Source organism: Bacillus sp. RZ2MS9, from assembly GCF_001816185.2.
GTDB lineage: Bacteria > Bacillota > Bacilli > Bacillales > Bacillaceae_G > Bacillus_A > Bacillus_A cereus.
Genome location: NZ_CP049978.1, coordinates 3336092 through 3360728 on the forward strand (window position 1 = coordinate 3336092; position 24637 = coordinate 3360728).

Here is a 24637-nt window from a genome sequence, read left to right on the forward strand (position 1 = left end):
CCTAACTACCTAATATTTTCTATGCCCCTTACCTGGTGTATGTTTTTTAGGTTTTGAAGGACCATCTCGTTTGTTTGATTGACTTTTCCAACCTTTTTTCTCTTTATTTTCTCTTCCTTGTTTCTTTTGACCAGGCCTTGCATATGGATCAGGATTATAATTTGATTTGGCAAACTTATATACTTGATACCCCCTGTAAATTGCAAACCCTCCAGCAATAACCCATTCCAAAAGTTAGTTCCTGCAGCAGCTAAGGCAATTGCATAATGCCCATCTGGATCGACTTTCATTACCGGATTATTATCCCCATACGTGTATCCATTCATTGTAACCGGATCATCTTCATCACCCGGATCTGGATCTACCGATAAAAACACACCATGTTCTGGATTATAGTATCTCGCAATTAGATAATACATGCCAATTTCTTTATCATACATGTATCCCTCATATCCAAATGGATTATCTGCGGCGATACCTTTTGCGTCACTCTTTAATACGTTACCCCACGAATCATATTCATACGTTGCTACGACTTCTCTATTTTGATCTGTCATCGCGACTACATCACCACGTGGGTTGTAGTGATAGTATAGCGTTTGCCCTTTTGATTTCATAGCTAAGCGTGTACCACTTGTGGAATATACATATTGACGAAGTACAGTTCCACTACCATCTGTCTCATATAATGGGTTAATGCTATCTCCATCATAGAAATAGCGTGTTACTTGACCATTTACACTCTTTTCAATACGACGATTATTTTCATCGTATTTATACGTTGCGAATACATTGCTTTCACCTTGTTTTGTAATTGATACAATCTGGTCATTTTCATTCCATGTATACTTGTACTTCCCGTCAGATGTACGATTTCCATTCGCATCATACGTTAACGATTCGTTTCCGAATTTTACAAGCTGATTTCCTTCATTGAATGTTGCCGCTATAGATTTTGTTTCTTTTCCATTCTCTACAACTTTCACACTCGTACGGTTCCCAAATCCGTCATATGTGTATGATTTACTTGTTCCGTTTGGCAATGCTTCATTTAATAGTTGGTTGATCGGGTCATATACAAAGTTTGTTTCTGTTACTTTTCCGCCCGCACCTTCATGTTTAATCTTCGTACGGTTACCCGCTTGATCATATTCATATCGTTCAGAAAGAAGAATACTGTTGGATGTACCTACTACTAGGTCTTTAATTTTGTTCGCGTGGTCATAGTTAAACGTCGAACCTGAACCATTACCAGCTGTATACGTACGAACGTTTCCTTAATCATCATAATCAAATCGATACGTTTGAGAACCGTCTGTTACACGAATGTTTTGATCTAGCGTGTTGTAGTCATACGATACTTTATTTGTGTATCCACCTTGCGTTACTGTTTGCTTTGTCGTGATATGCCCAGTCAACTTTTCCGCCTCGGCTATCTGTTGCACTTGTGACACGGTCAGCCTTATCGTATGTTTTCGTGCGTTCTACACCATTGACATGGTCTTTCACTTTCGTAACTTGTCCATTTTGATCACGTTCAAAAGTAAATGAATCTTTTCCGTTACGATAACATCATAGCCATGTCTTCTGCTGCATTTGTAATTAGTTTTAAACCAAATGTTTCTTGTAATACATCAAGCACGCCAGGTGAAATAAATTCAGGAGCCTTTGGACCGATGCGAATATCTTGAATCCCAAGACTAAATAGCCCGAGTAAAATGGCAACCGCTTTTTGTTCAAACCATGATAGCACAATACTTACTGGCAATTCATTCACTTCACATTGGAAAGCATCAGCTAAAGCAGCCGCTATTTTCACTGTAGAAATTGAATTATTGCACTGTCCTAAATCAATGTAACGCGGAATTTCCGTACCAGGTACAACACCGTAATCCACATCATTAAAGCGGAATTTCCCGCAAGAAGTTGTTAAAATAACTGTTTCTTGCGGAAGCGACGTTGCTAATTCACGATAATATTCTCCGCCTTTTCCCGGTGCATCACAACCGGCGATAACAAAGAAACGCTTTATTTTCCCTTCTTTTACTGCATCAATAATTTCTGGAGCTAATGACAATACTGTATTATGATGAAACCCTGTCACTAACTGTTCATCCGACTCCATATGTACTTCTGGAAGTTCTAGTGCTTTTTGAATTAATGGTGTAAAATCATCATTTTCAATTTTTTGTACACCTTCTAAACCTGCAATGTCATATGAAAAGAATCGATCAGAGTACGAGCCTTTAATTGGCATAACACAGTTCGTTGTAGCTAATATGGCACCAGTAAATTTTTCAAAAAGGCGTCTTTGATCATACCATGCCTTACCGATATTTCCTTTTAAATGTTTATATTTTTTCAGCTGCGGGTATCCGTGTGCTGGTAGCATTTCAGAATGTGTATAAATATTAATGTCTTTTCCTTCTGTTTGCTTTAATAGTTCTTCTAGTGCAAATAAATTATGACCCGTAACTACAATTGCTTTACCTTCTACACGATTTTGTGTAATTTGTACAGGCTCTGGCACACCAAAATGATTCGTATGTGCCTCATCTAATAATTCCATCACCCGTAAAGCTGATTTCCCCACTTTCATAGCCATATCAATATGCTCTTGTTCGTTAAAGTTAGAATTTGTTAATGTCATATATAAAGCTTCTTGTGTTGTAGCATCTACAAATGCATCCGTATACCCTAGCTGAGCAGCATGTGTGCGATAAGCTGCAATTCCTTTTAGCCCAAACACAATCGTATCTTGTAAACTCGCAATCGTTTCATTCTTGCCGCACACACCCATTACTTTACATCCGCCTGCTGGCGTTTGTTCACATTGATAACAAAACATATCATCCCACCCTCTCCCAATCATTCATTACACCTTAAGCATAATACCCATTGAAAAAAAGTGATGTGATATCAATCACAATAATATATAAAGATTTGTGACAGTTCATATTGTTGACATAATATTTTTATTGACACTAAAAAATATGCATTAGTGTACACACATCTTTCGATACTTTTAAATAGCTAATTAATTTGGAGAAATATATACAACGAAAAAAATTTTTGAATCAAATGTACAAATAGTTGCAATTCATCACATATGAAAATAGACATAAAAATACGCTCTTCTTTCTATCATTCAATAGAAAGAAGAGCGTATTTGTCATTTTAAGGAGCTATCATTTTTTATTAAAGTCTTTATTGTAAACCTTTTTATTTACAATACATTTACATTATCTTAACATTACTTACATTATTTATATGATATATTTATATAGAAGCTACTTAAGAAATTTCATATACATTTTATCTTTATGATCTCTTATCTAATCAATAAAAAGATCATGTTATATTTTTATAACAGGGGTGAATTACGATGACTGAAACTTTAAAAACACTTATAATGCTTGATGCTACTTATGTTGTTATAGCAATTATGACAGTACTAGTATTTGTATACTTGGAATTAAAATCTCAGTAATATATGCTGACGTAATCAACAGATTCAGCATTTAAATATAGTTAGAAGAAAGAGAGGAGAAAATTATTTCTCCTCTCTTTTGTATTTCTACAATTTCTTATTTTAATAAATCCAATGTATGTAAAAGTAATCCTTTGTCCCCTACTTCCCCATGACCAGGCACTACTGCATTTATATTTCTATATCGCTTCAGCACATTCTCAATCGATGTAGACCATTCATTTACATAAGCATCAGCAACATTTCCTAAATCTTTTGCGGACGTAGATTTCACTAAACAGCCTCCAACTAAAATATTGTATTGCGGTAACCATACGACAATATTATCTTCTGTATGCCCTTTCCCTGGATAAAATGTTTCTACTTTCATATTTCCAAACTTCAAATTTGTAACGGTTTGTAAATCTCCAAGTGGCTCTTCATATCCACTTTTCTTTGCTAGTTCTGCAGTTAATGCTGTACTATGCGCTTTAATGCCTCTTTCTTTCAACGTTTTTATTCCGCCAATTCGATCAGCGTGCGCATGTGTAATAATGACATCCGTTACACGCTTCTGAAACTTCTTTTCTACCATTTCTATTAGTTCCTTCGTTAATTTGTCATCCCAAGAAGAATCAACAAGTACTAACCCTTTAGAAGTATTAAGAACTAGACCGTTCGAAGGAACTGCTTCTCCATTAAAAGAACCTAACTCCGTATGAACCCATACATTCTTGTTTAACTGAGATATTGAAATGGTTCCCGTCTCATTTTTTATTACTGTTTTCTCTACCTTTTGTGATGCTTGTACAGAAGAAATTGTGCTAACAAATTGAATTGTTCCTAGTAAACCTACACATAATCCTACTTTTAACAACGTATTCTTTTTCATGTTATCAACCCTTTCTTTCAAGCTAAATAGTTATTACCTATATTAGACAATTCATCTCAAATATTTGTTCCATATAATTGGACACTTTATTATCGCCGCTTATGTAAATACACGCATGGTGCAGTAAAAAAGATCACCCAAATGGATGATCTTTTTTATAATTTATCAACATATTGCTTCGCTTCTAGTAAGGAAAAACCAAAAGCTTCTCTTACTCTCTTAACTGCTGTAACTTTTTTTCCTTCTTCTACAAGCTGGCGTAGTTCTTTATTAATTTCAGGTTCTCTTTCTACAATTCCCTTTTCTTTCGTAATTAATTGTAATCTATCTTCAATTCTCTTTAAACGCGCATCATTTTTCTTTTCAATTGTAGCTAATTTTTCAGCGATATAAATGAAACCAAAGGCTAATATTAGTATAACCATCCAGAATTCCATGAATGTTCCCCCTTACTAACTTTCATTTATTTTATTTCACTAACTTATGTAAATTTTACCACAGGACACATTTACTGTATAATACCACTATATCAAACTGTTAATAAAACCTATTATTTTAGGGGGTCGCTTTATGAAAAGATTTTTAAATACGTTACTTCAATTTGTAGTTCTGTCAATCGTGCTACATTTATTATTTGATATAGTTGGTTGGCTTGTTTTCAATGCACCAATTAAAAACAAACAAATCATTATTTCTTTAATAACAATCTCATGGGTTATGTACATGTACCGAGACAAATTTTTTCAAAAGTTCACTTCAAACTAACTAAAAAAGAAAACACTTCATTGGTGAATTACGAAGTGTTTTCTTTTTTTTACTACTGTATAATAAAAATAATATTCTGTCTTTAAAGAAAGGAGTCACCATGAACTTAAAAATTAGCAATATATACGAGAAAATGAACCAATATTCCGTTGCAGGTTTAAGCCTCGCTGTTATACGTAATGGCAAACTAGATGAAGCGACTGCCTTTGGAACACTTGAAGCTGGAACAACTAGAGCTGTTACTACAAATTCTCTCTTTAATTCTTGCTCTATCAGCAAATTCATCACTACAATGCTCGTACTAACATTATCAGAGCAAGGTATCGTATATTTAGATGAAGACGTAAATGATAAACTCACATCTTGGAACATTCCTACCAATCTATTTACTTCACAAAAAAGTATCACTTTGAGAAACTTATTAAGCCATCAATCTGGACTCATTGATCCACCTAATAGTTTTGAACATTATACACCTGCAAAAGGATTACCTAATATGTCTGAACTCCTTTCCGGTAAAACACTATATTGCCCCGTATCTATAGAAGTAGCTTATAAACCAGAAAGTGAATTTCATTACTCGGACGCAAACTTTTGTATAATCGAGCTACTACTAGAAGATATTACAGGAAAATCATTTAATCAGTTATTAGAAGAACATATCTTCCAGCCACTACAAATGAAAAATAGTACACTTTTCTCTCCAAAAGACATAGATAAAACCGATGTTTTTGCTTGCGGACATAATAAAGATAGAACTGTAACAAATGAGAGATTTCCATTTTATCCATTCGCAGCTGCTTCAGGCATTTGGACAACACCAACTGACTTATCAGCTTTAGTCATTGAAATCATTCATTCCTTACAAGGAAAGGGCAAACTAAAACTTTCTCAAAAATTTGTACTAGACATGATTTCTCCTCAAGGTTGCTCAAAATGGACTGGATTAGGTGTTTTTCTTGATGATTCTAATGAAGAATTACAGGTTTATTCACTCGGATGGGGCGTCGGATTTCAATGTATGATGGTTTGTTATCCATACTGTGGGAATGGTGCTGTTATTATGACCAATTCCGATTTAGGTGTTCATCAAATGGAAGGGATCATTGGTGAGGTTGTAAAAACGTTATCCTTATAATGAAAATAAAGAAGCTGTTCCTTCCAGCTTCTTTATCTATATAACATTTTTCGCAACAATTTTTATATGTTCTGGTGCGATAATCTCCGTTATACTTTCTTGGAAATCTTCCCGCAACATTTCTTCCAAATGTTCTAACTGCACTTCAACATGTGTGCATTCTAAATTATGTATATTTAACAGTGCATAATGATCTTTTTTCTTAATTACTAAATATTGATTTTCCTCTGTCACAAGTACAGAACCTAATCGGACTCCTAATAAGCGTTGATCATCAAACTTCATAATTACTTCTCCTTCCCTCATATAAACAAAACTACAATGAAAATAATTACATTTATGGAAAAACACGCTTATTTAGACTATATCATAATTTACTAAAATAGAAATATCTTTTTCTGTTTCAATAAAAATCCCTATTCTTTCATATATTTCGATACAAAAAACTTTCTCAACATTAAATTTGAATTTTCAGTTTTTAATTCCGTAAAAATCTATTATAATAAAGTTAATAAATGTTTGACCTCTCCTAATTCATGTACATATGGATGATCAGTAGTTATCGCTACTGATCTATTTTTTTGATTTCAGAAAGCAAATATGCTGCATCCTTTCCTACACCACAAATAAGTGCAGAACCCCTTTGAGATTGCCACGGCAATCCGATATAATACAATCCTTTTACTGGACTGATTCCCTTTATATGATTAGGAAATCCTTTCTCATTCACTGCTTGTTCAATTTCAATCCAATTATAATTTTGAACAAAACCAGTTTACCATAAAGTAAACTCCCCTTCATTCTATCTTCCCAGTCTTTAGCGCCTGTGCCCAGTCATATCTTTCTTGTTGAACAGCCAATCTAGCAGCTTCTTCCCAATTATAAGGAACTGAAATTTGTTCAATTGTCCATTCTCCCAAAACCTTTTCTATCACTACATATTTTGCATGCGGAGTTCCTGATTCCATTTTATGCATAACAGGTAACTCATCTTTGTATGCTGGAAGTCCTACACTTCCTGGATTTATAATGATCTTTCCGTTCGCTAAATAAACAACTCTAGGAATATGTGTATGACCACATACTATTATTTTTTGTTCTATATTTTGGAGTTGATCCATTATATTTTTTTCATTCTTTAATATTGCACCATTCTCATTCATCTCTTCTAACAAATACACTTCATCTGAAGTTGGCGTACCGTGACAACATAACATATCGTCTACAATAAATTGTGAAGGATGTTGTTTTAACCAACCTATATGATAATTTGTTAATTGATTTTGAACAAAAGTTAGTGTAGCAGATTGCTCTTGTATAGGTTCCCAAAGCATGCGATCACAATTGCCTTTAATATGTATCATCTCGCTACTCATTAATATTTCAATTGTCTCTAAAGGCTCTAACGGCCCATACACACTATCTCCTAAATTTATTATCATTTCGACCTTGCGACGTGTAATATCTTTTAATACCGATTTTAAAGCGTGACTATTTCCGTGGATATCTGAAATTATAGCTATTTTCATCTTAATCCCTACTTTAATATATTATTTATAAACATCTGCAGCCAATTCCCTCAAAACTTCTACATTCACTACTTCAAAACAACCATTGTTTTTCTTGATTATATTTTTATCACAAAAGAGATTCAAAGTACGTAATAAATGCCGATAACTCGTTCCTAACAACTCCGCTATTTCCGTTAAATTCCCACTAAACACAATTCTATTTTCATGCTGAACTGCTCGTTCTCCTGCTGCTAACATGTAACTCGCAAGTCTATTTTCAAGCGGATACAATAAATTAATTGTACTGTTTTTGGAAAGTCGGTTTAATTTATGTGCTAATGATCCGCAAATACATCTTAAAAATTTCGCATCATGAAATAGCTTATTTCTCACCTTTCCTAAAGGTAAACCCACACAATACGAATCTGCCATCACTTGTACGTTTGAAGTGATTCTTTGAGAATGAATTAACTCCACATCTCCAAGTAACTGCAAACTATCGTAAAAACATAATAATACCGATTTTCCGTTACTTAATGTGTTAAATGCTTTCGCTTTTCCTTCAACAAAGAAATATAAATAATCTATCTCTTCATTTTCTCTACAAATAAACTCATTCTTTTTAAAAAATATAAGTTCCATATATGGCTTCATATCATGACTAAAAAATGAATCAATATTATTTTGCTTTATATACTCTGCTAATTTATTAGAATTACATACTTTCTTCATAGTTCCCCACCTTTACAACTCATCCCCATTGTAATCAAAATTTTCTTCTTCCACTATGACATATGTCATAACAATACACAATTTCAGCATGATACAGTCATTACAAATATGAAATATAAAGGGGATATTACATTGTATAACTTTCTTTCTGTCTTTATTGGTGTGCTCATCGCCGTTATGCTTCCATTGAATGGAATTTTATCCGAGTTAATTGGAAAGTATACAGCAAGCGTTGTCATTCACCTTGTCGGTTTAATTGCAGTTATCTTCATTTTAATCATAAACAAAAATAAAATTCGTTTCGATAAAAGTATTCCACTTTTTTTATATAGCGCTGGAGCAATTGGAGTATTCACTGTTCTTTTTAACAATATAAGTTTCTCCGTCCTTGGTGCTTCTATTACGATCGCATTAAGTTTACTCGGTCAATCTATTGCTTCCATCATTATCGATCATTTCGGCTTATTAGGAATGAAAGTTGCAAAGTTTGAAAAAAAAAAACTAATTGGATTATGTTTCATCTCTTCTGGAATTATAATCATGACAATTTATTAATGGGGGCAAGAAAATGTTATATATTACGATCGCTATTTTAGCTGGTGTTTCTATCGTTGTTGCTAGAATTATTAACGCGAATTTAGCAAAGGAAATTGGAAACTGGGAAGGTACGTTTTTCAATTATATTACTGGATTATTTTTCTCTATGTTATTTTTAATTTTCAGTTCAGATTCATTGTATATTCCAATGCAGACGTTACAATCTATTCCTATTGCTGTGTACTTAGGCGGATTAGTAGGCGTTATCGTTATTTCATTATCCAACTATATTACTCCTAAAATATCAGCCTTTTATTTAACATTACTCATCTTTATCGGACAATTATTTGCGGGGACTATTATTGATTTCTTCCTGACAAATGAACTCTCAATCGGTAAAGTTATCGGTGGCATTTTCGTATTAATTGGGCTCACTTACAATTTACTCATAGATCGCCCGATAAAAACTGTGAAGCATAACCAAGTTCAACTATAATACTTTACGCTTACCTATCATATATTAATAGAAAAGCTCTTCACACGAAATAATAGAAAGGAGAAAATTCTATTAAAAAAATTATTTTATTGCTAGGTAGCGTATTAATTATTTGTGGAATTGTATGGTTTGTAAACTCGGGAAAATCTATTCAAGATCTCTATACTGCAAACAAACCGAAAAAGAAAGCTACTATTATTTCAAGCTCGCGAGATCCAAATGAGCCCCCTGTTTTTTTAGGTAAACAGGAAATAAAAGATATACATGTAGAATCAATTAAAACAAAAAAGGATATCTTTCTCACAAAAACAGATGAATTAAAAACGTTTATTAACAGTATGAATACCGCAAAAAAAGGCAAATTAACATTGGATGAAGAAGGATCAGATTTAATAGATTGTGATATGTGGATTACTTTCGAGGATGGAACTTATAAAAAATATTTCATATGGGTAGTTGATCATCACAGCAGCGAAGTGATGATTGCTCAGCAAGATACTCCTGATGATGTAAACCTTACGTACTATCAGTTAAACGAAGATAGTTCAAAAAAAGTTTATAATTTATTTAAAAAAATTATTTAAATGAAAAAGTCATGAGCACGCGAACTCATGACTTTTTGCACTATATATACTCCGGGAACACTCTACAACCCTTTTCCTGCTCTATATCATGACCAAAGAAAACAATTGGTTTCTCTTTCGCCACAACTTCTTTTAAACGTTTAATTGAAGATAAAGCTAATTCTGGATCAAATCCTGCGAATGGCACTTCATCTTCAAAATTCTCTTTCGTGTACGATGCATCAATCGTTAATAAAACTGAACCGGATTGCTCCGTCTCAATGAATAGCGACTGATGGCCTGGAGAATGACCTGGCGTATACAATAATTGAACACCTGGTACCACTTCATAATCCCCTTCAATAATTTTGTAGTTCAAATGCGGTAATATACATTCTTTCATATATTCTTCTCTATGAAGTGCTGCCTCATATTCGGTTCGCTGCATAATAATCGGTGTATTTGTAAAAGCACCGTTTCCTCCTGCATGATCAAAATGTAAGTGAGAGCTAATAATATATAAAAGGTCGTCTGGTTCATACCCTACACGCTTTAATATATTCACGATTCTATCTTCTTCAGTCATTTTCGGTAAAATCTGTCCTTCAACAAATGTACCGTTAAAAAGCCCTTCATTATTAACTGCACTTTCTGGCATACCTGTGTCTACTAAAATAGGACCTTCTTCCGTCTCCAGAAGATAACACCACACCGGCAAGTTTAATAGTTTCCCCGGTGTTAACGCACTGTTAACAGACGAATGATCCAACATGCAACGACCTGCTGGGATGAAATAAAGTTTCTTTACTGTCATTATGTATCCACCTTTACATTTAGTTTTGGATAAAGTAATACATTAAAAAATTCTTCTTTTTAGAAATAAACTCCTTCTAGACTATCAGTGCAGCTTGCATAAAAAAGAGGGTATTTTTTTACATAGCAGTATTTCACCAACTATAATATAGAAGTAAAGGATTCTTACTTTAAATGAAACATTAACACCGATTAACGCTGAAAACTAAAAAAAGCACATGCACTACTTGAAAGCGGGCACACCATTGGGAAAATCGTATTAGAGAAATTTTAATCATGATAGTGATAGGTAGTATGTGAAATTATATTAACGATTTTTCGAATATATCTATCATAACGTACAATATATCAACGATTTTTCGAATATATCTATCACAAATCAAATTATATCAACGATTCGACAAGGTATATCGATTTATCGACAAATAACAACAATAAGAAAAGGCTGTTCCAGATGAACAGCCTCTTCTTTATTTACTTGAAATCTCTTTATTATTTTGAACGTCTAACGGAGCTCGCTTTCCTATTCCGAAAGCATAGAAACTAATTGTAACGATAGCTAAGAAAATAATACCTACAACTAATGAAATGCGTGTATCATCGTTAAACCACATTCCGATTAATACCATAATTAAAAAGGCAATTGTTAAATAGTTTGTTACAGGAGCAAATGGCATTTTGAACGGATGATCTTTCATCTCTGCTCCCTTTTCTTTCCTAAAACGAATTTGACTAATTAAAATGACGAACCATGGTACCATACCAGGAAGTACACTCGCACTATATACATATACGAATAAGTTTTTCGGTGCGATATAACTTAAAACAACACCAACCGCTAAACCGATAATTACACCAACTGTACCGAATAAAGGTACACCATTTCCAGAAAGTTTCGTGAAATATTTCGGTGCTTGTCCATTTACACCTAACGTATACAGCATACGTCCAGCACTATAAATACCACTATTACAACCAGACATTGCTGCTGTAATAACAACGAAGTTAATAAGGCCAGCTGCTGCCGTAATACCAACCTTCGCAAAAGTTGCTACGAACGGGCTACCAATTGTACTTAATTGATCCCACGGATACACAGTTACAATAACGAAAATAGCACCGATGTAGAAAATTAAAATACGCCAAATTGTACTTTGAATCGCTCTTGTAAGTGTCTTCTTTGGATCCTTCGCTTCACCAGCAGTAATACCGATTAATTCCACACCTTGATACGCTCCAACTACAAGTGATAATGCAAAGAAGAATCCTGAAAAACCACCTGTAAAGAAACCGCCATTTGACCAAAGATTAGATATGCCAATCGCTTCTCCGCCGTTACCAATTCCGAAGAAAATAAGGCCAAATCCTGCAATAATCATTAATAGAATCGTAACGATTTTAATCATCGCAAACCAAAATTCAAATTCACCAAATGACTTCACAGAAATTAAGTTAGCTGCACCAAGAATAACCATTGCAATTATACCTGGTATCCAAGCTGGTAAATCCGGGAACCAATATTGCATATACGCTCCAACCGCGATAATTTCTGACATCCCAACGATAACCCACTGGAACCAGTTACTCCACGCTGTCATATAACCAGCTAGTGGATGAATATACTTATGACCGAATGTCGCAAATGAGCCTGTACTTGGCTCCATATACAACATTTCTCCCATGGCACGCATGATGAAGAAGATGAAAATACCTGCAATTGCATAAGCAAGCATTACTGACGGACCTGTCCATTTAATTGTGCTGGCTGATCCCATAAACAAACCAACACCAATCGTTCCGCCTAAAGCAATCATTTGAATATGACGTGCTTCTAAACCTCTTTTCAATTCTTTGTTTGCCACTTCACTTCCCCCTCTTAGATGATTCATAGCCGCATTTTAACACAAGATGCTTTCCCCTAATTCCTTTCGGCCCTGAAAATGATGAAGCAAACGTCATTTTACACTAGCTTTAAAGCTATCCTAAAATCGTTTTGTGCTCCTAATAAAATTCTCAAAACCTTTCATCTTCCAATATTCTATAAATCTTAAAATTACTTACCTTATATTAATTCATTAATCTGAAAAATTCAATTATTTTTTCAATAAATTATTATACATAAGTCTGATTAATTTTTAACTAAATTAACAATAAAATACATCTATTCAATATGATTCCGGCATGTATATTATTACAATATAAATAACCGAGGAGATGCTATCTTCCTCGGTTTCATATCTCAAATACTTCAACCTTTATAGTTGATAACGTAATTTCCCACACATTCGATTCATATACCAATAAGAAATTTAATATATTAATAAACTACTAACTTCTTTACCCCAGCCAAATTTTGAGGCAGAAACCTTTCTGCCTCAAAACAACGGGATAAAATATAAAAGAGTCTCATTAAAAAATGAGACTCTTTTACAATTTCATATTTAAATCGATTTCGAAGTTTGCTTACCAAAGATAAATACCCTAGTAAACAATGCCATTATAACTACAATAACCAGAAAATAAAGTGGCATCACCAGTAACGAGCCCGTATGCAATTGACTCATTCCCCAAATTGTCATCGTTACAATTACATAGTATCCTAAGCTAAACAACGCTCCAGCTGTACCAATGACATCTTGAAAATCTACTAACGCTAAACTTAAACAATTAGGTAACGCTACTCCAATTCCTAATAGCAATATAAACATCGCTATTAAAAATACAACCATATATATTACATTCGGATTTGATCCCACAAACGTAATAACAGATAAAAAGATAGCTCCTCCTGTCATTACGAGACAACCGATATATATAATTTTCTCTGGTTTATAAGTAGCAAGTAAACGTTTTGAAATTTTCGCTCCAACAATAGAAGCAGACGCTACAACAATTCCTAGAAATCCATACATACTAGGCGATAATTGAAAATATTCAATAAAGATAAACGGCGCTTCTGCGTAATAGCTAAATAAAACACCATTTGCTCCTCCAATTAACAACCCATATGTTACCACTTTCGGATTTGTAATTAACCTCTTCAAGACTGAAAATACATTTATTTTATTCGTTACTGAGCCCGTTTTTGTTTCAGGAAGAGAAACAAACGTATACAGAAAAATACCGATACTCATAACTACTAAACTTAAAAATACTATTTTAAATCCAAACATTTGATCAAGAAAGCCACCAATTAACGGTCCTATCGCTGGTGTAAAAGCAATGACTGCCGAGATTTGAGCAAACATAACATGCCTCTTATGCCCTTCTACACTTTCACGAAGAATCGTTTGCGTCACAACTGATCCTGCACTTGCTCCAAACGCTTGAATAAAACGACTTACCAATAAAACTTCAATGGAATTTGCAATAAAGCACAAGAAACTCCCAGCGCCGTATACAACAATTCCAAATAACATTGCTGGGCGACGGCCAATTATATCTGATAGCCATCCAATAAAAAATACACCTAAAGCAAATCCAGCAAAATACACACTAAGCGTTAACTGCACCTCATTATTACTTACATGTAACGCCTTTGAAATGTCCGGTAAAGACGGTGTGTAAATCGTTTCACTAATTTGCGGAAATGCGACAAGAATAATCATTAACAAAAGTGATGGTACTGAGACTTTTTTCATTTTTCATACCCTCCTATAACTTTGAAAATCTCAGAAATAAAAAGACTTTCCTTAGCTACGGAACAGGAGGGGCCATTATAGAAATCCGGTCATAAAACAACAAAGAAAACACCTCAATTACGTATGTTAATACTTATAGGAGGGTAATATTAACATCGATTTTTAAATATACTTTTTCAATTATATTACATATTAATTTTATTTTTCTAGTATTATCATTTCGAATGCTCTTTTTATATTAGTGAACAAATAATAAACGCCATAAAAGATAACAACTTGATATGAACGCCTTATTGTGGAATAATTAGAAATAGTTTGAATTAATGAACCTGATTATAAATTGAAGGTTCTTTTTCTCTTTCTAAATCTTTTATAACTACTTTAATCATTCTAGTAACTATATCAATCCCTCTATTAATTTCCTTAGAGGATAAGTATGCAGACGAAAAGGAAACGGAAAATTTATAGTTTCTCATTTACATAAAAGAAAGAGGGAGCTCCCCTCTTTCTTTTCTATCGTTCTATTTCACAAGACTAAATCATTCCTTTTAATATTAATCCTAAAACTGACATTATTATCGCGCTAATAATAATTCGTAAAATCCAAGTAGTGTTTGTACTTATTTTTTCTAATTGCTTATTGATTGTTGCTATATCTTTCTCATTAATAGTGGTACGCGTTTCTAAAGCACGAATGTCTCTCATCATTTCTTTTTGCTCCGCCTTGAGACTGTCAATTTTAGCGTAAACATCTTCCATATATTCACACCCTCTGTTCATCTTAATAGAAAAATCTATATATATTATGAGACAACCCTCTTACCTGTGAATACATTGCGTATATCCGCGTACCAAATTTTTTGTACAATCTAATTGAATTACTCACATGTTTCCATTCTTCTATTTATAAATTAGCGTTGAGATACATTAAAATTAGAAAAGGAATCCCTTGTTTATTTAACAACAAACAAGGTGCAATCCACCATTCGGGAGCACCTACGATAATTTCTATTGTTTTCATATTTACAACTCCATATAATCAGTATGATTTTCTGAAGAAGCGAATTTTTGAACTGCTTAAAGTATACTAATATGAATACGAAATAGCTGTATTGATAAACTCTCTAGAACAATAAATATACTGGCTGAAACGGATCTATATCCAATATTTTTTCCAGTAACATGAATGGTTATTTCTGATAAATGCGTTTGTACATCATTGTTTTCAAAAATTTCATCCTCAACCTTTACAATATCTGCTTCACAATCTACTTCTTTAAAAGTTTTCAATAATTTTGTTTCCAATAAACTACAATCAAAGCTCTCATCTTTTATTACGGCAAATTTAACCTTCATATCGATTTCCCCATTTTTAACAAACTAAAATCACTAAATCAATATAAATATATATTATTCTATTAAATAATTCAAAATATACGCTTCTTATATACATTATTAAAAATAGGTTCTAAAGAATTAAATGAAAAAAGAAATTACATATACAAATCCCCTCTTTCAACCAATCAATATAGAATTCCCTTATGCCCAATGATTAAAATCTTTTCATATTAAAGCCGTAGATTCTAAGGACTTTTTGTTTTTATATTGATAAGTCATTTCTTGAATTTTGTATCATCGGAATTAATAATATAGTAAAACAAATTAAATATTAGGCGTTCAACTAATCTTTCATATAATTCGTCTCTTAATCATTTTGCTCATTGCACTTTTTTATTTTCCTCACTATTTCAACTGAACTTTGTGTAATAATACATATTTCAAATACATTATTTCCTTTCACTCATACTTTTATCATTGAGTTTTTATTCACAAATTCGTAACACATACATATGAGTTATCATGCTAAAATTAGTTTATTCACAAGAAGAAGTTATTCTTAATAAATCAATAATTTTTAATACCCTGTTTAAAGCCTTGCCCCCCTGCAAGGTTTTTTCCTATTTAAATAGAGTAGTAGTTTTCGTTATGCTTCTCTCCCCCTTGTTCCTTACCCTACAAATAATACTTCATATTTATTTTAATTTTTCAGCATCCGTACTCGCTCTGTTCGAGAGCTCTTTACCAAATATTCAATCTAATGATAAGATTGACCAAATTAATATTTTCGTCCATAACTGTATCAAAAAGTACACTAAAGAAAAAATAGCACTCTCACAATTAAGTAAACGCGAGCTTTTTCTTCTATCTACTTACTATTTAAGGTTAATAGTGATATAACCAGATTTAAAAATTCGACTTAAATTCATTGATGAATGGAGAGGTTTATATGAAATTGAAAGACAAAGTAGCAATCATAACTGGTGGTGCAAGTGGAATTGGCGAATCTACTGTTCGTCTTTTTATCGAAGAAGGTGCAAAAGTAGTTATTGCTGACTTTTCTGAACGTGGAAAAGAACTATCAGATGAATTGAATGCACATGGATATAATACGTTATTTATTAAAACTGATGTAACAAAAGAGGCAGATATTAAACAGCTAATTCATGAGACAGTAAGTACATACGGTAAATTAGATATTATGTATGCCAATGCCGGCGTTGCTGATGATGCACCAGCAAACGAATTATCCTATGAAAAGTGGAAAAGAACTATTGATATTAATTTGTCTGGGGTATTCCTTTCTGATAAATATTCGATTGAACAATTCCTTAAACAAGGTACAGGTGGTGTCATCGTTAACGCTGGTTCGATTCATAGTTTTGTTTCATTACCTACCCCAACAGCATACTCCTCTGCAAAAGGTGGTGTGAAACTATTAACTCAAAATTTATGTACTGCCTACGCTAAATATGGAATACGTATTAATGCGGTGTGCCCCGGTTATATTGACACCCCTTTACTTGGTAGTGTTAATCCTGAACAGAAAGAATATTTAGCTTCACTTCATCCACAAGGCAGACTTGGAACACCAGAAGAAGTCGCTAAAGCTGTCTTATTTTTAGCAAGTGATGATGCTAGTTTTGTTAACGGTACAACACTTCTTGTTGATGGAGGCTATACTGCACGTTAATTTAAAAATTTTGAAGCACCCTAAGAAATATATAGTCTTCAACAAGAAAAAGCGCCATCACAAGTGACGGCGCTTTTTCTATGTAAGAGCAACTAGAAGGTATCCTTCTAGCCTACTCCCATTTATAAGTCCAAAACTGTTCAAGTTGCAGCCATTTTAATGTTGCTGCATCTTTGTTTTTTATTTTTGCATGCGTGTCTTCAAGCATTGCTTCTGTTTGTGAACGGTGCGCACCTAATGCAGTTAATTTATGATCAAATACTTCACTAATGTTATTTACAACATCCGGTTCTCCTAATACTGCTTCACGATTTTTCGTAATCGCAACAGCATGGATAACTGGGCGCTCTTCTTTTGGCATACGTGATACAGCGCGAACGACAGCGCGGCCAAATGCATTATGATCTGGATGTACACCGTGCTCTGGATAAAATGTAATAATTCGAGATGGATTTACTTCTTGAATAATTGCTTCAATTTTGTCAGCAACGAAATCAACATCTTCAAATTCTAACGTTTTATCATGGAAGCCAAGCATTCTTAAATCTTTAATACCCATCGCTTCACAAGCATCTTTCAATTCTTTCTTACGGATATGTGGAATCGTTTCACGGTTAGCGAATACGTTCTTACCCATGTTACGTCCCATTTGTCCTAGAGTACCACATGCATACGTTACAGGTACTCCTTGATCTGTTAATAAGCGAATTGTTCCTCCCGCAGCATATGCTTCATCATCTGGATGCGGAAATACAACAAGTACATGTCTCTCCATAAGTTTCCCTCCTTCTTACTTAAATGGTGTTAAGCTTAACTCAAGTGCAACTGCTAGACGACCTAAATTATCATGTCCAGCTAATAATAAACGCTCTTGATCGTCTACTTCCCAGTGCGTAATACCTTCAGCATATACCCAACCGTGATCCATTTTCAAACCAACTCGGTATGGATTTGTTCCAGTTATCTTCCCGCGTTCAAAACGGATAATCGCATTTCGAATGAAAGCACCAACTGTCATCATCTTTTCATTTATGTGTGATGCATACGCTCCGTTTGTCGTTTCTAAATGAATATATACATCTTTATTTACAAAACGTTCAATTTCATTTTGAATAAGAGAACTATCTTTTACTATTTCCATCGGAATTCACCTCTTTAAACCATTTTACGCAAAAATAATGTAAATTGCTATCTCTATATTAGAGGACAACGCTCACTTTTCCTAATAATTTGCACTGTGTTTTTTATATTTTTTATATGATATGTAAAAAATACATTTTTTCCTTCACTTTGTTAAATAGTTTTCTTTCTTTTTTGAATTTGCTACAATATATTTTATCCCGTATTATTGCAGCGAGATACATTTCGACAATTGAATACATAATTTAAAGAAGGTGACATGATTGGAACAGTCAGCACATGAAGTAGCAAATTGGCAATATTATTTTGCAATTGCCGTATTTTTAATCACGTACGGATTTATTATTTCTGAGAAATTGAATCGTGCTGTAATCGCACTATTCGGTGCTGCTATTATGATTATTTTTGGAGTTGTAGATTTACATACTGCTTTCACATCACATATTCAATGGGAAACGATTACCCTTTTAATTGGGATGATGATTCTCGTACATATTACGAGTCAATCAGGCGTCTTTGAATTTGTGGCCATTAAAGCGGCAAAAGCAGCTGGTGGAAAACCGATTCGCATTTTATTATTACTATCCCTATTAACTGCTGTCGGATCAGCATTTTTGGACAATGTAACGACTGTTTTATTAATCGTTCCTGTTACATTATCCATTACACGTATTTTAAAAGTAAATCCTGTGCCTTATTTGATTTCAGAAGTGCTGTTTTCAAATATAGGCGGAACAGCAACATTAATCGGTGATCCACCTAATATTATGATTGGATCAGCAAACAAGCATTTAGACTTTAACGCCTTTTTACTTAACTTAGCTCCAATCGTAATTATTATTTCTATCGTGACACTTGGCATTATTTACTTCATGTATCGTAACAAACTAAAAACAACACCTGAACAAATCGAAAAACTAATGGCATTAAACGAAAAAGATTACATTAAAGATCAAAGCCTCCTTTTAAAATCTATTTCGATTTTAGGACTAACTATTTTAGGCTTCGTACTTCATTCGATTATTCATGTAGACGCTGCTGTTATCGCGATGACAGGCGCTACACTTCTTATGTTAATCGGCGTGAAAGAACATGATATTGAAGATGTATTTGCCCATGTTGAATGGGTAACCATTTTCTTCTTCGCCGGATTATTTGTTCTCGTTGGCGGGTTAATTGATATCGGACTTATCTCTTCACTTGCAAGAGAAGTAATCGACGTAACAAACGGTGACATCGGATTCGCAGCTATACTTATTTTATGGGTATCTGGCATCGCATCTGCGACAATCGACAACATCCCATTTGTCGCAACGATGATTCCTCTTATTCAAGACTTAGCTACAGGACTCGGACTATCTGTCGATTCTCCGCAAATCGAAGTACTATGGTGGGCGTTATCTCTTGGAGCTTGCTTAGGAGGAAATGGAACACTAATCGGTGCATCTGCAAACGTAGTCGTTGCTGGTATTGCAAAACGTGAAGGACATGGCTTCTCTTATATGGACTTCTTAAAAATTGGTTTACCATTAACTATTGTTGCACTCTTGTTATCACATGCTTATATATATTTACGTTATTTAATGTAAAAGTTGTATTGCATGAAATTATATCGTCAAATACAAAAGGTTTGCAGCATCCGTGCTGCAAACCTTTTTTCATCACCAAAATATACCGATAATTGCTAAACCACCTAAAATCATACCACCAATTTGTCCGACAATTGTTGGTGATAATTGAACACCTTTTCTCACTTCAACAACTGGTCTTTCGTGCCTTAGTTGCTGCACTTCACTTTGAAGTTGGTGCACACTTCCGTGTAACTCTTTAATAAGTTCTTTTAATTCGGCGACCTCTTCATTTACTGGTTTTGCCTTTTCTAAATTCATTTTACATGACTCCTTATAAATTCAATCAACACACTGTAAATTTTCGCCAATTACCATTATATCTCCTGCATACTACATATATAATTTCGAATGTACTTTCTAACCTTGCAGCTCTATCCATTCATCCCGCAATATCCCCATAATCATACGGTCAAAACACTTCCCATCTCTTTGAACCGCTTCTCTCATACAGCCTTCCATTTGAAAACCCATCTTTTTATACAATGCAATGGCAGGTTTATTATACGAAATAACATCGAGACCGATGCGGTGTAAATTCAATTCATAGAAAGCATACTTTAGAATAAGATGTATTGCTTCTTTCCCATATCCTCTTCCTCTATCATTCGCATCTCCTATACCAATGGCTAATAAACCTGTTTTGTTATTCCACTCTATACCATGAATCGCCACAAAACCAATTAAGCGCTCTTCTTGAACTGTCCTTACCATGAAAGAAACACTATTCGATCTCCGTCCTTTTAATAACTCATCACTTGCTATTTCTTGTAACGATTACGGAAACGCTACATCTGTATCGACATTTCTTAAATACTCACTATCCTCTTGCCACATAACCATTACTACAGCATCTGATTCTCTAATAGCGGATAATTTTACAATTTTATTTTGAAAAAGATTCATCGTCATTTCAAACTCCCCCTTTTTTAATAACGGGGATACTTATTTTAGCCTATTTATCCCCTTGTTCCATAAACTGCTTTATAAACGGGATACTTACAATAAGCGCTGACATTGGCACATCTCCTCTACACGAAATTAACTTCATTGTATAATTTTTCGTTTATTCTAACAATAATAAAAAGCCCTCCAAATTTAGAGGGCCTTTCCTAATAGCAAAACTATATTATTTCGTAAACATTTTCTCTGCTTCATCCATTGCCATTTTGTTACCTAAAGCAGAATAGTCAAGCCATGGTTGGTCATTGATAATATATACATGCTTGCCTTTAACAGCTTTTAAGTCTTTCCAAATTGGTGTTTCTTGAAGTTGTTTAAATGCAGCTTTTGCTTTATCATCTCTATTTACAACAACGAAAATCGCATCTGCATCAAAGTCAGGTAATACTTCTTGTGAAATGACTTCGAAAGGACGTTTTCCATTGATTTTCTCTACACCATTTGCAGGTTGTAATCCTAAGTCTTGGAATAAAATTGGTCCCATCGGTCTTTTCGTACTAAATACACGTAATTCTTTTGCAGTAACGCGAATTGCCATTACTTTTTCGTTATTACCTAGCTCTTTATCTATTAAACCTTTTACTCGTTTTGATTGCTCTTCGTAATCTTGAATATATTGATCCGCTTCTTTCTCACGGTTTACAAGTTTACCAACTTGTTTTAAATGGTCTCTCCATGTACCTTCATCTAAATTGAAAGTATGCGTTTTTGCAATTTTTTCGTATTTCGCTACATCTTTACCAGCATATTTTTCATCAACATAAATGTCAGTTGGCTTTAATTGAAGTAACGCTTCCATATTCGGATCTGTTACAACACCAAGCTTCTTCGTATCTTTCAACTTCTCTTTAGCGTGCGGTAAGAAATCTTTTAAATCTCCACCAATAACAGAACCTACTGGTGTAATTCCTAATGCAAGTAAATCATTCGTTAAATGAATAGACATAGAGGCGATTTTTGGGTCATTACTTTTTTTCGTTTTTTTCGTTGCCTCTTCATTAGATTTCGTTTGACCACATGCTGCTAGTACTAAAATACACATGATGCTAAATAAAATAGTAAGTTTCTTTTTCATATGTTCTCCTCTTTGAAGTATTTATTTTGTTTTTGTAAGTAAATAAAGAAAATACGGCGCTCCTAAAGCTGCCACTACTACACCAGCTGGAATAGAGTTTGGCTCAAATATAGAACGACCTATCGTATCTGCTAGCACTAAAATAATCATTCCGATAATGCCAGCTAGTGGAAGGAAATGTTGATACGTAGTACCTACTAACTTTCTTGCAATATGCGGAGCAACTAAACCAATAAAACCAATCCCTCCTGCCATCGATACACTCGCGCAAGATAATCCAACCGCTGTAGCTAAAAGGAGTAACCGTTCTTTTTGAACAGAAACACCAAGTCCCGCTGCCACACTATCACCGAGTGACAATGCATTTAACGTTTTAGATTTTAGCCATGCATACGGAGTTAGTATGAAAATCCAAGGTAATAATGCAAGGACATGAATCCAATCCCTTCCCCACACGTTACCAACTAACCATCTAGAAGCGAATGTATATGTCTCATCATTTAACTTGAGAGAGAAAAATAACGAAATTGCACTAAAGCCAGCTGAAACCGCGATACCAACGAGAATAAGTCTAATGGGAAGTAAACCTTTTGATCGATCACTCGCAAGTAAAATAATAAGAAATGCAGCTAATACTCCTCCGCCAAATGTAAATAACGGTATTAATATCGATGCATTCTCATTAATAGAATGAAAGAAAGTAACGAATATAATTAGCCCGAAAGATGCACCTGAATGCAGTCCAAGAATACCAGGATCGGCCAACGCATTCCTTGATAACCCTTGCAAAATCGCACCGGAAATCCCAAGGCCAATACCAGCTAACATTGTGATTATAATTCTTGGCATACGATAATCGTACAGCACGGTTGCACTCTCAAAATCACCATGACCGAAAAGCGTTTGAATTACTTTGAGCGGTGCAATGCTAAGTGTCCCCGTATTTAAGCTAAGCAAAATGACAGCGATACTAATACAACCAAATATTGTAGTTACAGTAACGGCTCTCGTTTTATCTGTGTTTAAAATCTTCTTCACTTACAACTCCCTCCCAACTTTACGTGCTGTATAGAGGAAGAACGGAACTCCAACAAGAGCCACCATAATTCCTATCGCCAGTTCTTTAGGAGGGTTTACTGTTCTTGCCCCTAGGTCAGCTAAAACTAATAACATAGCACCTAATAATGCTGACATAGGAATAATGAGTCGATAATTAACACCAACTAATTTTCTAGCAATGTGCGGGATAACTAGTCCTACAAATCCAATAGAGCCAACAGCTGAAACAGATACACCTGCAAGAATGACTACTATAATCATCCCTAGTATTCTCGTTCGGTTCGTTTTTACTCCTAAATTCGTAGCGACATCATCCCCCATTGATATGAGTGAAATAGACCGCCCTAAAATTGTCGCAAAAACAATTGTTATGAGAATAATAGGAACTAAAAATTTCAAGTGTTCCCACTTAACCCCTGCAACACCACCAGCGTACCAAAAAGCTAAATCTTGACTTAAGTCATAATAAATCGCGACACCTGAACTTAACGAATGTAAAAGCGCAGCCATAACTGCCCCAGCGATCGTTAATCTCATCGGTGTTAATCCGCCTGATGTGGCCGATCCGATAATAAAAATGAGTACTGTACTTAAGACCGCTCCAATAAAGGAGACAATCATTAAATAGGAATACGGCATATGCGGAAAAAAGGCAAAACTAAGTGCTACTACAAACATCGCACCTGCATTTATGCCAAGTACACCTGCATCAGCTAAAGGATTTCGTGTTACTCCTTGCATAACAGCCCCAGCGACCGCAAAAGCCGCTCCTACAACTGCTGCGCCAATTACCCTTGGGAGCCTTAATTCGTAAATGATTTGATGCTGCGTTAATTTCGGATTGTAATCAAAAACCGCTGTCCACACCGTTTGCAAATGAATATCCTTTGCACCAAATGCGACGGCCAAAAATATAGATCCAATTAAACATATAATTGTTAAGCTCATAAAACATATGAACTTAATATGTATCCAGCGGTTATTGCCAGCATGTATAGTAGACTTATGTAACATGTTTCATTTCATCCTTTATATGCAGTTGTTTTTTATAATTATTTTTAATTTATAATCATTACTGATAATAATTATCATTTTCATTTAGATATTATATCCTCACTTTTTTTAAATAGCAAACTATTTTTTTACTTCGTTAAATATTAAAATACTTATTACAATTCCCTTCC

At 34.2% G+C, this 24637-nt stretch carries 24 protein-coding genes and 6 pseudogenes; 10 read left to right on the top strand and 20 right to left on the bottom strand.

Going from position 1 to position 24637, the window contains the following annotated elements; translation table 11 throughout:
- Positions 1–9: 9 nt before the first annotated feature.
- The 3 genes and pseudogenes from BHV55_RS17030 to bla2 form a co-directional block, all read right to left on the bottom strand.
- Positions 10–1566 (bottom strand): annotated as a pseudogene (locus BHV55_RS17030) (RHS repeat domain-containing protein); the annotation flags it as partial.
- Positions 1562–2848, bottom strand: a complete 1287-nt coding sequence (hcp, locus tag BHV55_RS17040; protein WP_070757040.1) for a hydroxylamine reductase — start codon at positions 2846–2848, stop codon at positions 1562–1564. The pseudogene BHV55_RS17030 and the gene hcp, both read right to left, overlap by 5 nt.
- 739 nt (positions 2849–3587) lie before the next feature.
- Entirely contained in the window at positions 3588–4361 is a 774-nt protein-coding gene (bla2, locus tag BHV55_RS17045) for a BcII family subclass B1 metallo-beta-lactamase (protein ID WP_000742471.1), read from the bottom strand.
- Positions 4362–4407: 46 nt separating this feature from the next.
- Between bla2 and BHV55_RS27920 the strand changes: the two are divergent.
- Positions 4408–4488 (top strand): annotated as a pseudogene (locus BHV55_RS27920) (DUF3784 domain-containing protein); the annotation flags it as partial.
- A gap of 28 nt (positions 4489–4516) precedes the next feature.
- Here BHV55_RS27920 and BHV55_RS17050 read toward each other — a convergent pair.
- On the bottom strand, positions 4517–4798 hold the full coding sequence (locus tag BHV55_RS17050; RefSeq protein ID WP_000397715.1) for a hypothetical protein: 282 nt from the start codon (positions 4796–4798) through the stop codon (positions 4517–4519).
- A 133-nt stretch (positions 4799–4931) separates the two neighbouring features.
- On the opposite strand from BHV55_RS17050, the gene BHV55_RS17055 reads away from it, so the two are divergent.
- A complete protein-coding gene (locus BHV55_RS17055; RefSeq protein WP_000819660.1) occupies positions 4932–5126 on the top strand; it encodes a hypothetical protein in 195 nt (64 codons plus the stop codon).
- Between the two features lie 100 nt (positions 5127–5226).
- On the top strand, positions 5227–6264 hold the full coding sequence (locus BHV55_RS17060) for a serine hydrolase domain-containing protein (protein ID WP_048568276.1): 1038 nt from the start codon (positions 5227–5229) through the stop codon (positions 6262–6264).
- A 36-nt stretch (positions 6265–6300) separates the two neighbouring features.
- Here the strand turns inward: BHV55_RS17060 and BHV55_RS17065 are convergent, their stop codons facing one another.
- The 4 genes and pseudogenes from BHV55_RS17065 to yeiL form a co-directional block, all read right to left on the bottom strand.
- A complete protein-coding gene (locus BHV55_RS17065) occupies positions 6301–6549 on the bottom strand; it encodes a hypothetical protein (RefSeq protein ID WP_000666948.1) in 249 nt (82 codons plus the stop codon).
- A 280-nt stretch (positions 6550–6829) separates the two neighbouring features.
- Positions 6830–7039: pseudogene (locus BHV55_RS17070) on the bottom strand (oxidoreductase); the annotation flags it as partial.
- A gap of 22 nt (positions 7040–7061) precedes the next feature.
- Positions 7062–7793: a metallophosphoesterase family protein gene (locus tag BHV55_RS17075; RefSeq protein WP_070756836.1), complete on the bottom strand. Its 732-nt coding sequence runs from the start codon at positions 7791–7793 to the stop codon at positions 7062–7064.
- A 21-nt stretch (positions 7794–7814) separates the two neighbouring features.
- Complete coding sequence (gene yeiL / locus BHV55_RS17080; protein WP_000754858.1) at positions 7815–8507, bottom strand: transcriptional regulator YeiL; 693 nt, start codon at positions 8505–8507, stop codon at positions 7815–7817.
- Positions 8508–8615: 108 nt separating this feature from the next.
- On the opposite strand from yeiL, the gene BHV55_RS17085 reads away from it, so the two are divergent.
- From BHV55_RS17085 to BHV55_RS17095, 3 genes are all read left to right on the top strand, one after another.
- Complete coding sequence (locus tag BHV55_RS17085; protein WP_002005482.1) at positions 8616–9062, top strand: DMT family transporter; 447 nt, start codon at positions 8616–8618, stop codon at positions 9060–9062.
- A gap of 13 nt (positions 9063–9075) precedes the next feature.
- Complete coding sequence (locus BHV55_RS17090; protein ID WP_000965814.1) at positions 9076–9540, top strand: DMT family transporter; 465 nt, start codon at positions 9076–9078, stop codon at positions 9538–9540.
- Between the two features lie 89 nt (positions 9541–9629).
- Complete coding sequence (locus tag BHV55_RS17095; protein WP_070756838.1) at positions 9630–10124, top strand: YhfM domain-containing protein; 495 nt, start codon at positions 9630–9632, stop codon at positions 10122–10124.
- Between the two features lie 40 nt (positions 10125–10164).
- Here BHV55_RS17095 and aiiA read toward each other — a convergent pair whose 3' ends face one another.
- On the bottom strand, positions 10165–10917 hold the full coding sequence (aiiA, locus tag BHV55_RS17100) for a quorum-quenching N-acyl homoserine lactonase AiiA (RefSeq protein ID WP_000216578.1): 753 nt from the start codon (positions 10915–10917) through the stop codon (positions 10165–10167).
- A gap of 166 nt (positions 10918–11083) precedes the next feature.
- On the opposite strand from aiiA, the pseudogene BHV55_RS17105 reads away from it, so the two are divergent.
- Positions 11084–11190 (top strand): annotated as a pseudogene (locus BHV55_RS17105) (zinc-binding alcohol dehydrogenase family protein); the annotation flags it as partial.
- 196 nt (positions 11191–11386) lie between these two features.
- Here the strand turns inward: BHV55_RS17105 and BHV55_RS17110 are convergent.
- Together BHV55_RS17110 and BHV55_RS17115 are read right to left on the bottom strand one after the other, a co-directional pair.
- On the bottom strand, positions 11387–12778 hold the full coding sequence (locus BHV55_RS17110; protein ID WP_001284405.1) for an amino acid permease: 1392 nt from the start codon (positions 12776–12778) through the stop codon (positions 11387–11389).
- Between the two features lie 579 nt (positions 12779–13357).
- Positions 13358–14557 (bottom strand): multidrug effflux MFS transporter, encoded by a 1200-nt coding sequence (locus BHV55_RS17115; protein ID WP_070756840.1) that lies wholly within the window; start codon positions 14555–14557, stop codon positions 13358–13360.
- A gap of 339 nt (positions 14558–14896) precedes the next feature.
- On the opposite strand from BHV55_RS17115, the pseudogene BHV55_RS27925 reads away from it, so the two are divergent.
- A pseudogene (locus tag BHV55_RS27925) lies at positions 14897–15025 on the top strand (DUF5823 family protein); the annotation flags it as partial.
- A gap of 66 nt (positions 15026–15091) precedes the next feature.
- Here BHV55_RS27925 and BHV55_RS17120 read toward each other — a convergent pair.
- Together BHV55_RS17120 and BHV55_RS17125 are read right to left on the bottom strand one after the other, a co-directional pair.
- Positions 15092–15316 carry a hemolysin XhlA family protein gene (locus BHV55_RS17120; RefSeq protein WP_000390468.1) on the bottom strand — a complete coding sequence of 75 codons (225 nt, stop codon included), beginning with the start codon at positions 15314–15316 and terminating at the stop codon, positions 15092–15094.
- A gap of 318 nt (positions 15317–15634) precedes the next feature.
- The gene (locus BHV55_RS17125) at positions 15635–15913 is read right to left on the bottom strand and encodes a hypothetical protein (RefSeq protein ID WP_000865018.1); all 279 of its coding nucleotides are present in this window, start codon (positions 15911–15913) and stop codon (positions 15635–15637) included.
- A gap of 931 nt (positions 15914–16844) precedes the next feature.
- On the opposite strand from BHV55_RS17125, the gene BHV55_RS17130 reads away from it, so the two are divergent.
- A complete protein-coding gene (locus tag BHV55_RS17130) occupies positions 16845–17588 on the top strand; it encodes an SDR family NAD(P)-dependent oxidoreductase (RefSeq protein ID WP_000768017.1) in 744 nt (247 codons plus the stop codon).
- Positions 17589–17700: 112 nt separating this feature from the next.
- On the opposite strand, the gene bshB2 is transcribed toward BHV55_RS17130, so the two are convergent.
- Together bshB2 and BHV55_RS17140 are read right to left on the bottom strand one after the other, a co-directional pair.
- On the bottom strand, positions 17701–18363 hold the full coding sequence (gene bshB2 / locus BHV55_RS17135) for a bacillithiol biosynthesis deacetylase BshB2 (protein ID WP_000439483.1): 663 nt from the start codon (positions 18361–18363) through the stop codon (positions 17701–17703).
- 15 nt (positions 18364–18378) lie between these two features.
- On the bottom strand, positions 18379–18729 hold the full coding sequence (locus BHV55_RS17140; RefSeq protein ID WP_000407045.1) for a YojF family protein: 351 nt from the start codon (positions 18727–18729) through the stop codon (positions 18379–18381).
- 262 nt (positions 18730–18991) lie between these two features.
- Between BHV55_RS17140 and BHV55_RS17145 the strand changes: the two genes are divergently transcribed.
- Complete coding sequence (locus BHV55_RS17145; RefSeq protein ID WP_000437992.1) at positions 18992–20317, top strand: ArsB/NhaD family transporter; 1326 nt, start codon at positions 18992–18994, stop codon at positions 20315–20317.
- Between the two features lie 72 nt (positions 20318–20389).
- Here the strand turns inward: BHV55_RS17145 and BHV55_RS17150 are convergent, their stop codons facing one another.
- The 5 genes and pseudogenes from BHV55_RS17150 to BHV55_RS17170 form a co-directional block, all read right to left on the bottom strand.
- On the bottom strand, positions 20390–20617 hold the full coding sequence (locus BHV55_RS17150) for a coiled-coil domain-containing protein (RefSeq protein WP_001047304.1): 228 nt from the start codon (positions 20615–20617) through the stop codon (positions 20390–20392).
- Between the two features lie 99 nt (positions 20618–20716).
- Positions 20717–21268 (bottom strand): annotated as a pseudogene (locus BHV55_RS17155) (GNAT family N-acetyltransferase).
- Positions 21269–21485: 217 nt separating this feature from the next.
- Positions 21486–22394 carry an iron-hydroxamate ABC transporter substrate-binding protein gene (locus BHV55_RS17160; RefSeq protein WP_000728198.1) on the bottom strand — a complete coding sequence of 303 codons (909 nt, stop codon included), beginning with the start codon at positions 22392–22394 and terminating at the stop codon, positions 21486–21488.
- A 21-nt stretch (positions 22395–22415) separates the two neighbouring features.
- On the bottom strand, positions 22416–23432 hold the full coding sequence (locus BHV55_RS17165) for a FecCD family ABC transporter permease (protein ID WP_048568281.1): 1017 nt from the start codon (positions 23430–23432) through the stop codon (positions 22416–22418).
- Entirely contained in the window at positions 23433–24467 is a 1035-nt protein-coding gene (locus BHV55_RS17170; RefSeq protein WP_048568282.1) for a FecCD family ABC transporter permease, read from the bottom strand.
- Positions 24468–24637: the final 170 nt, after the last annotated feature.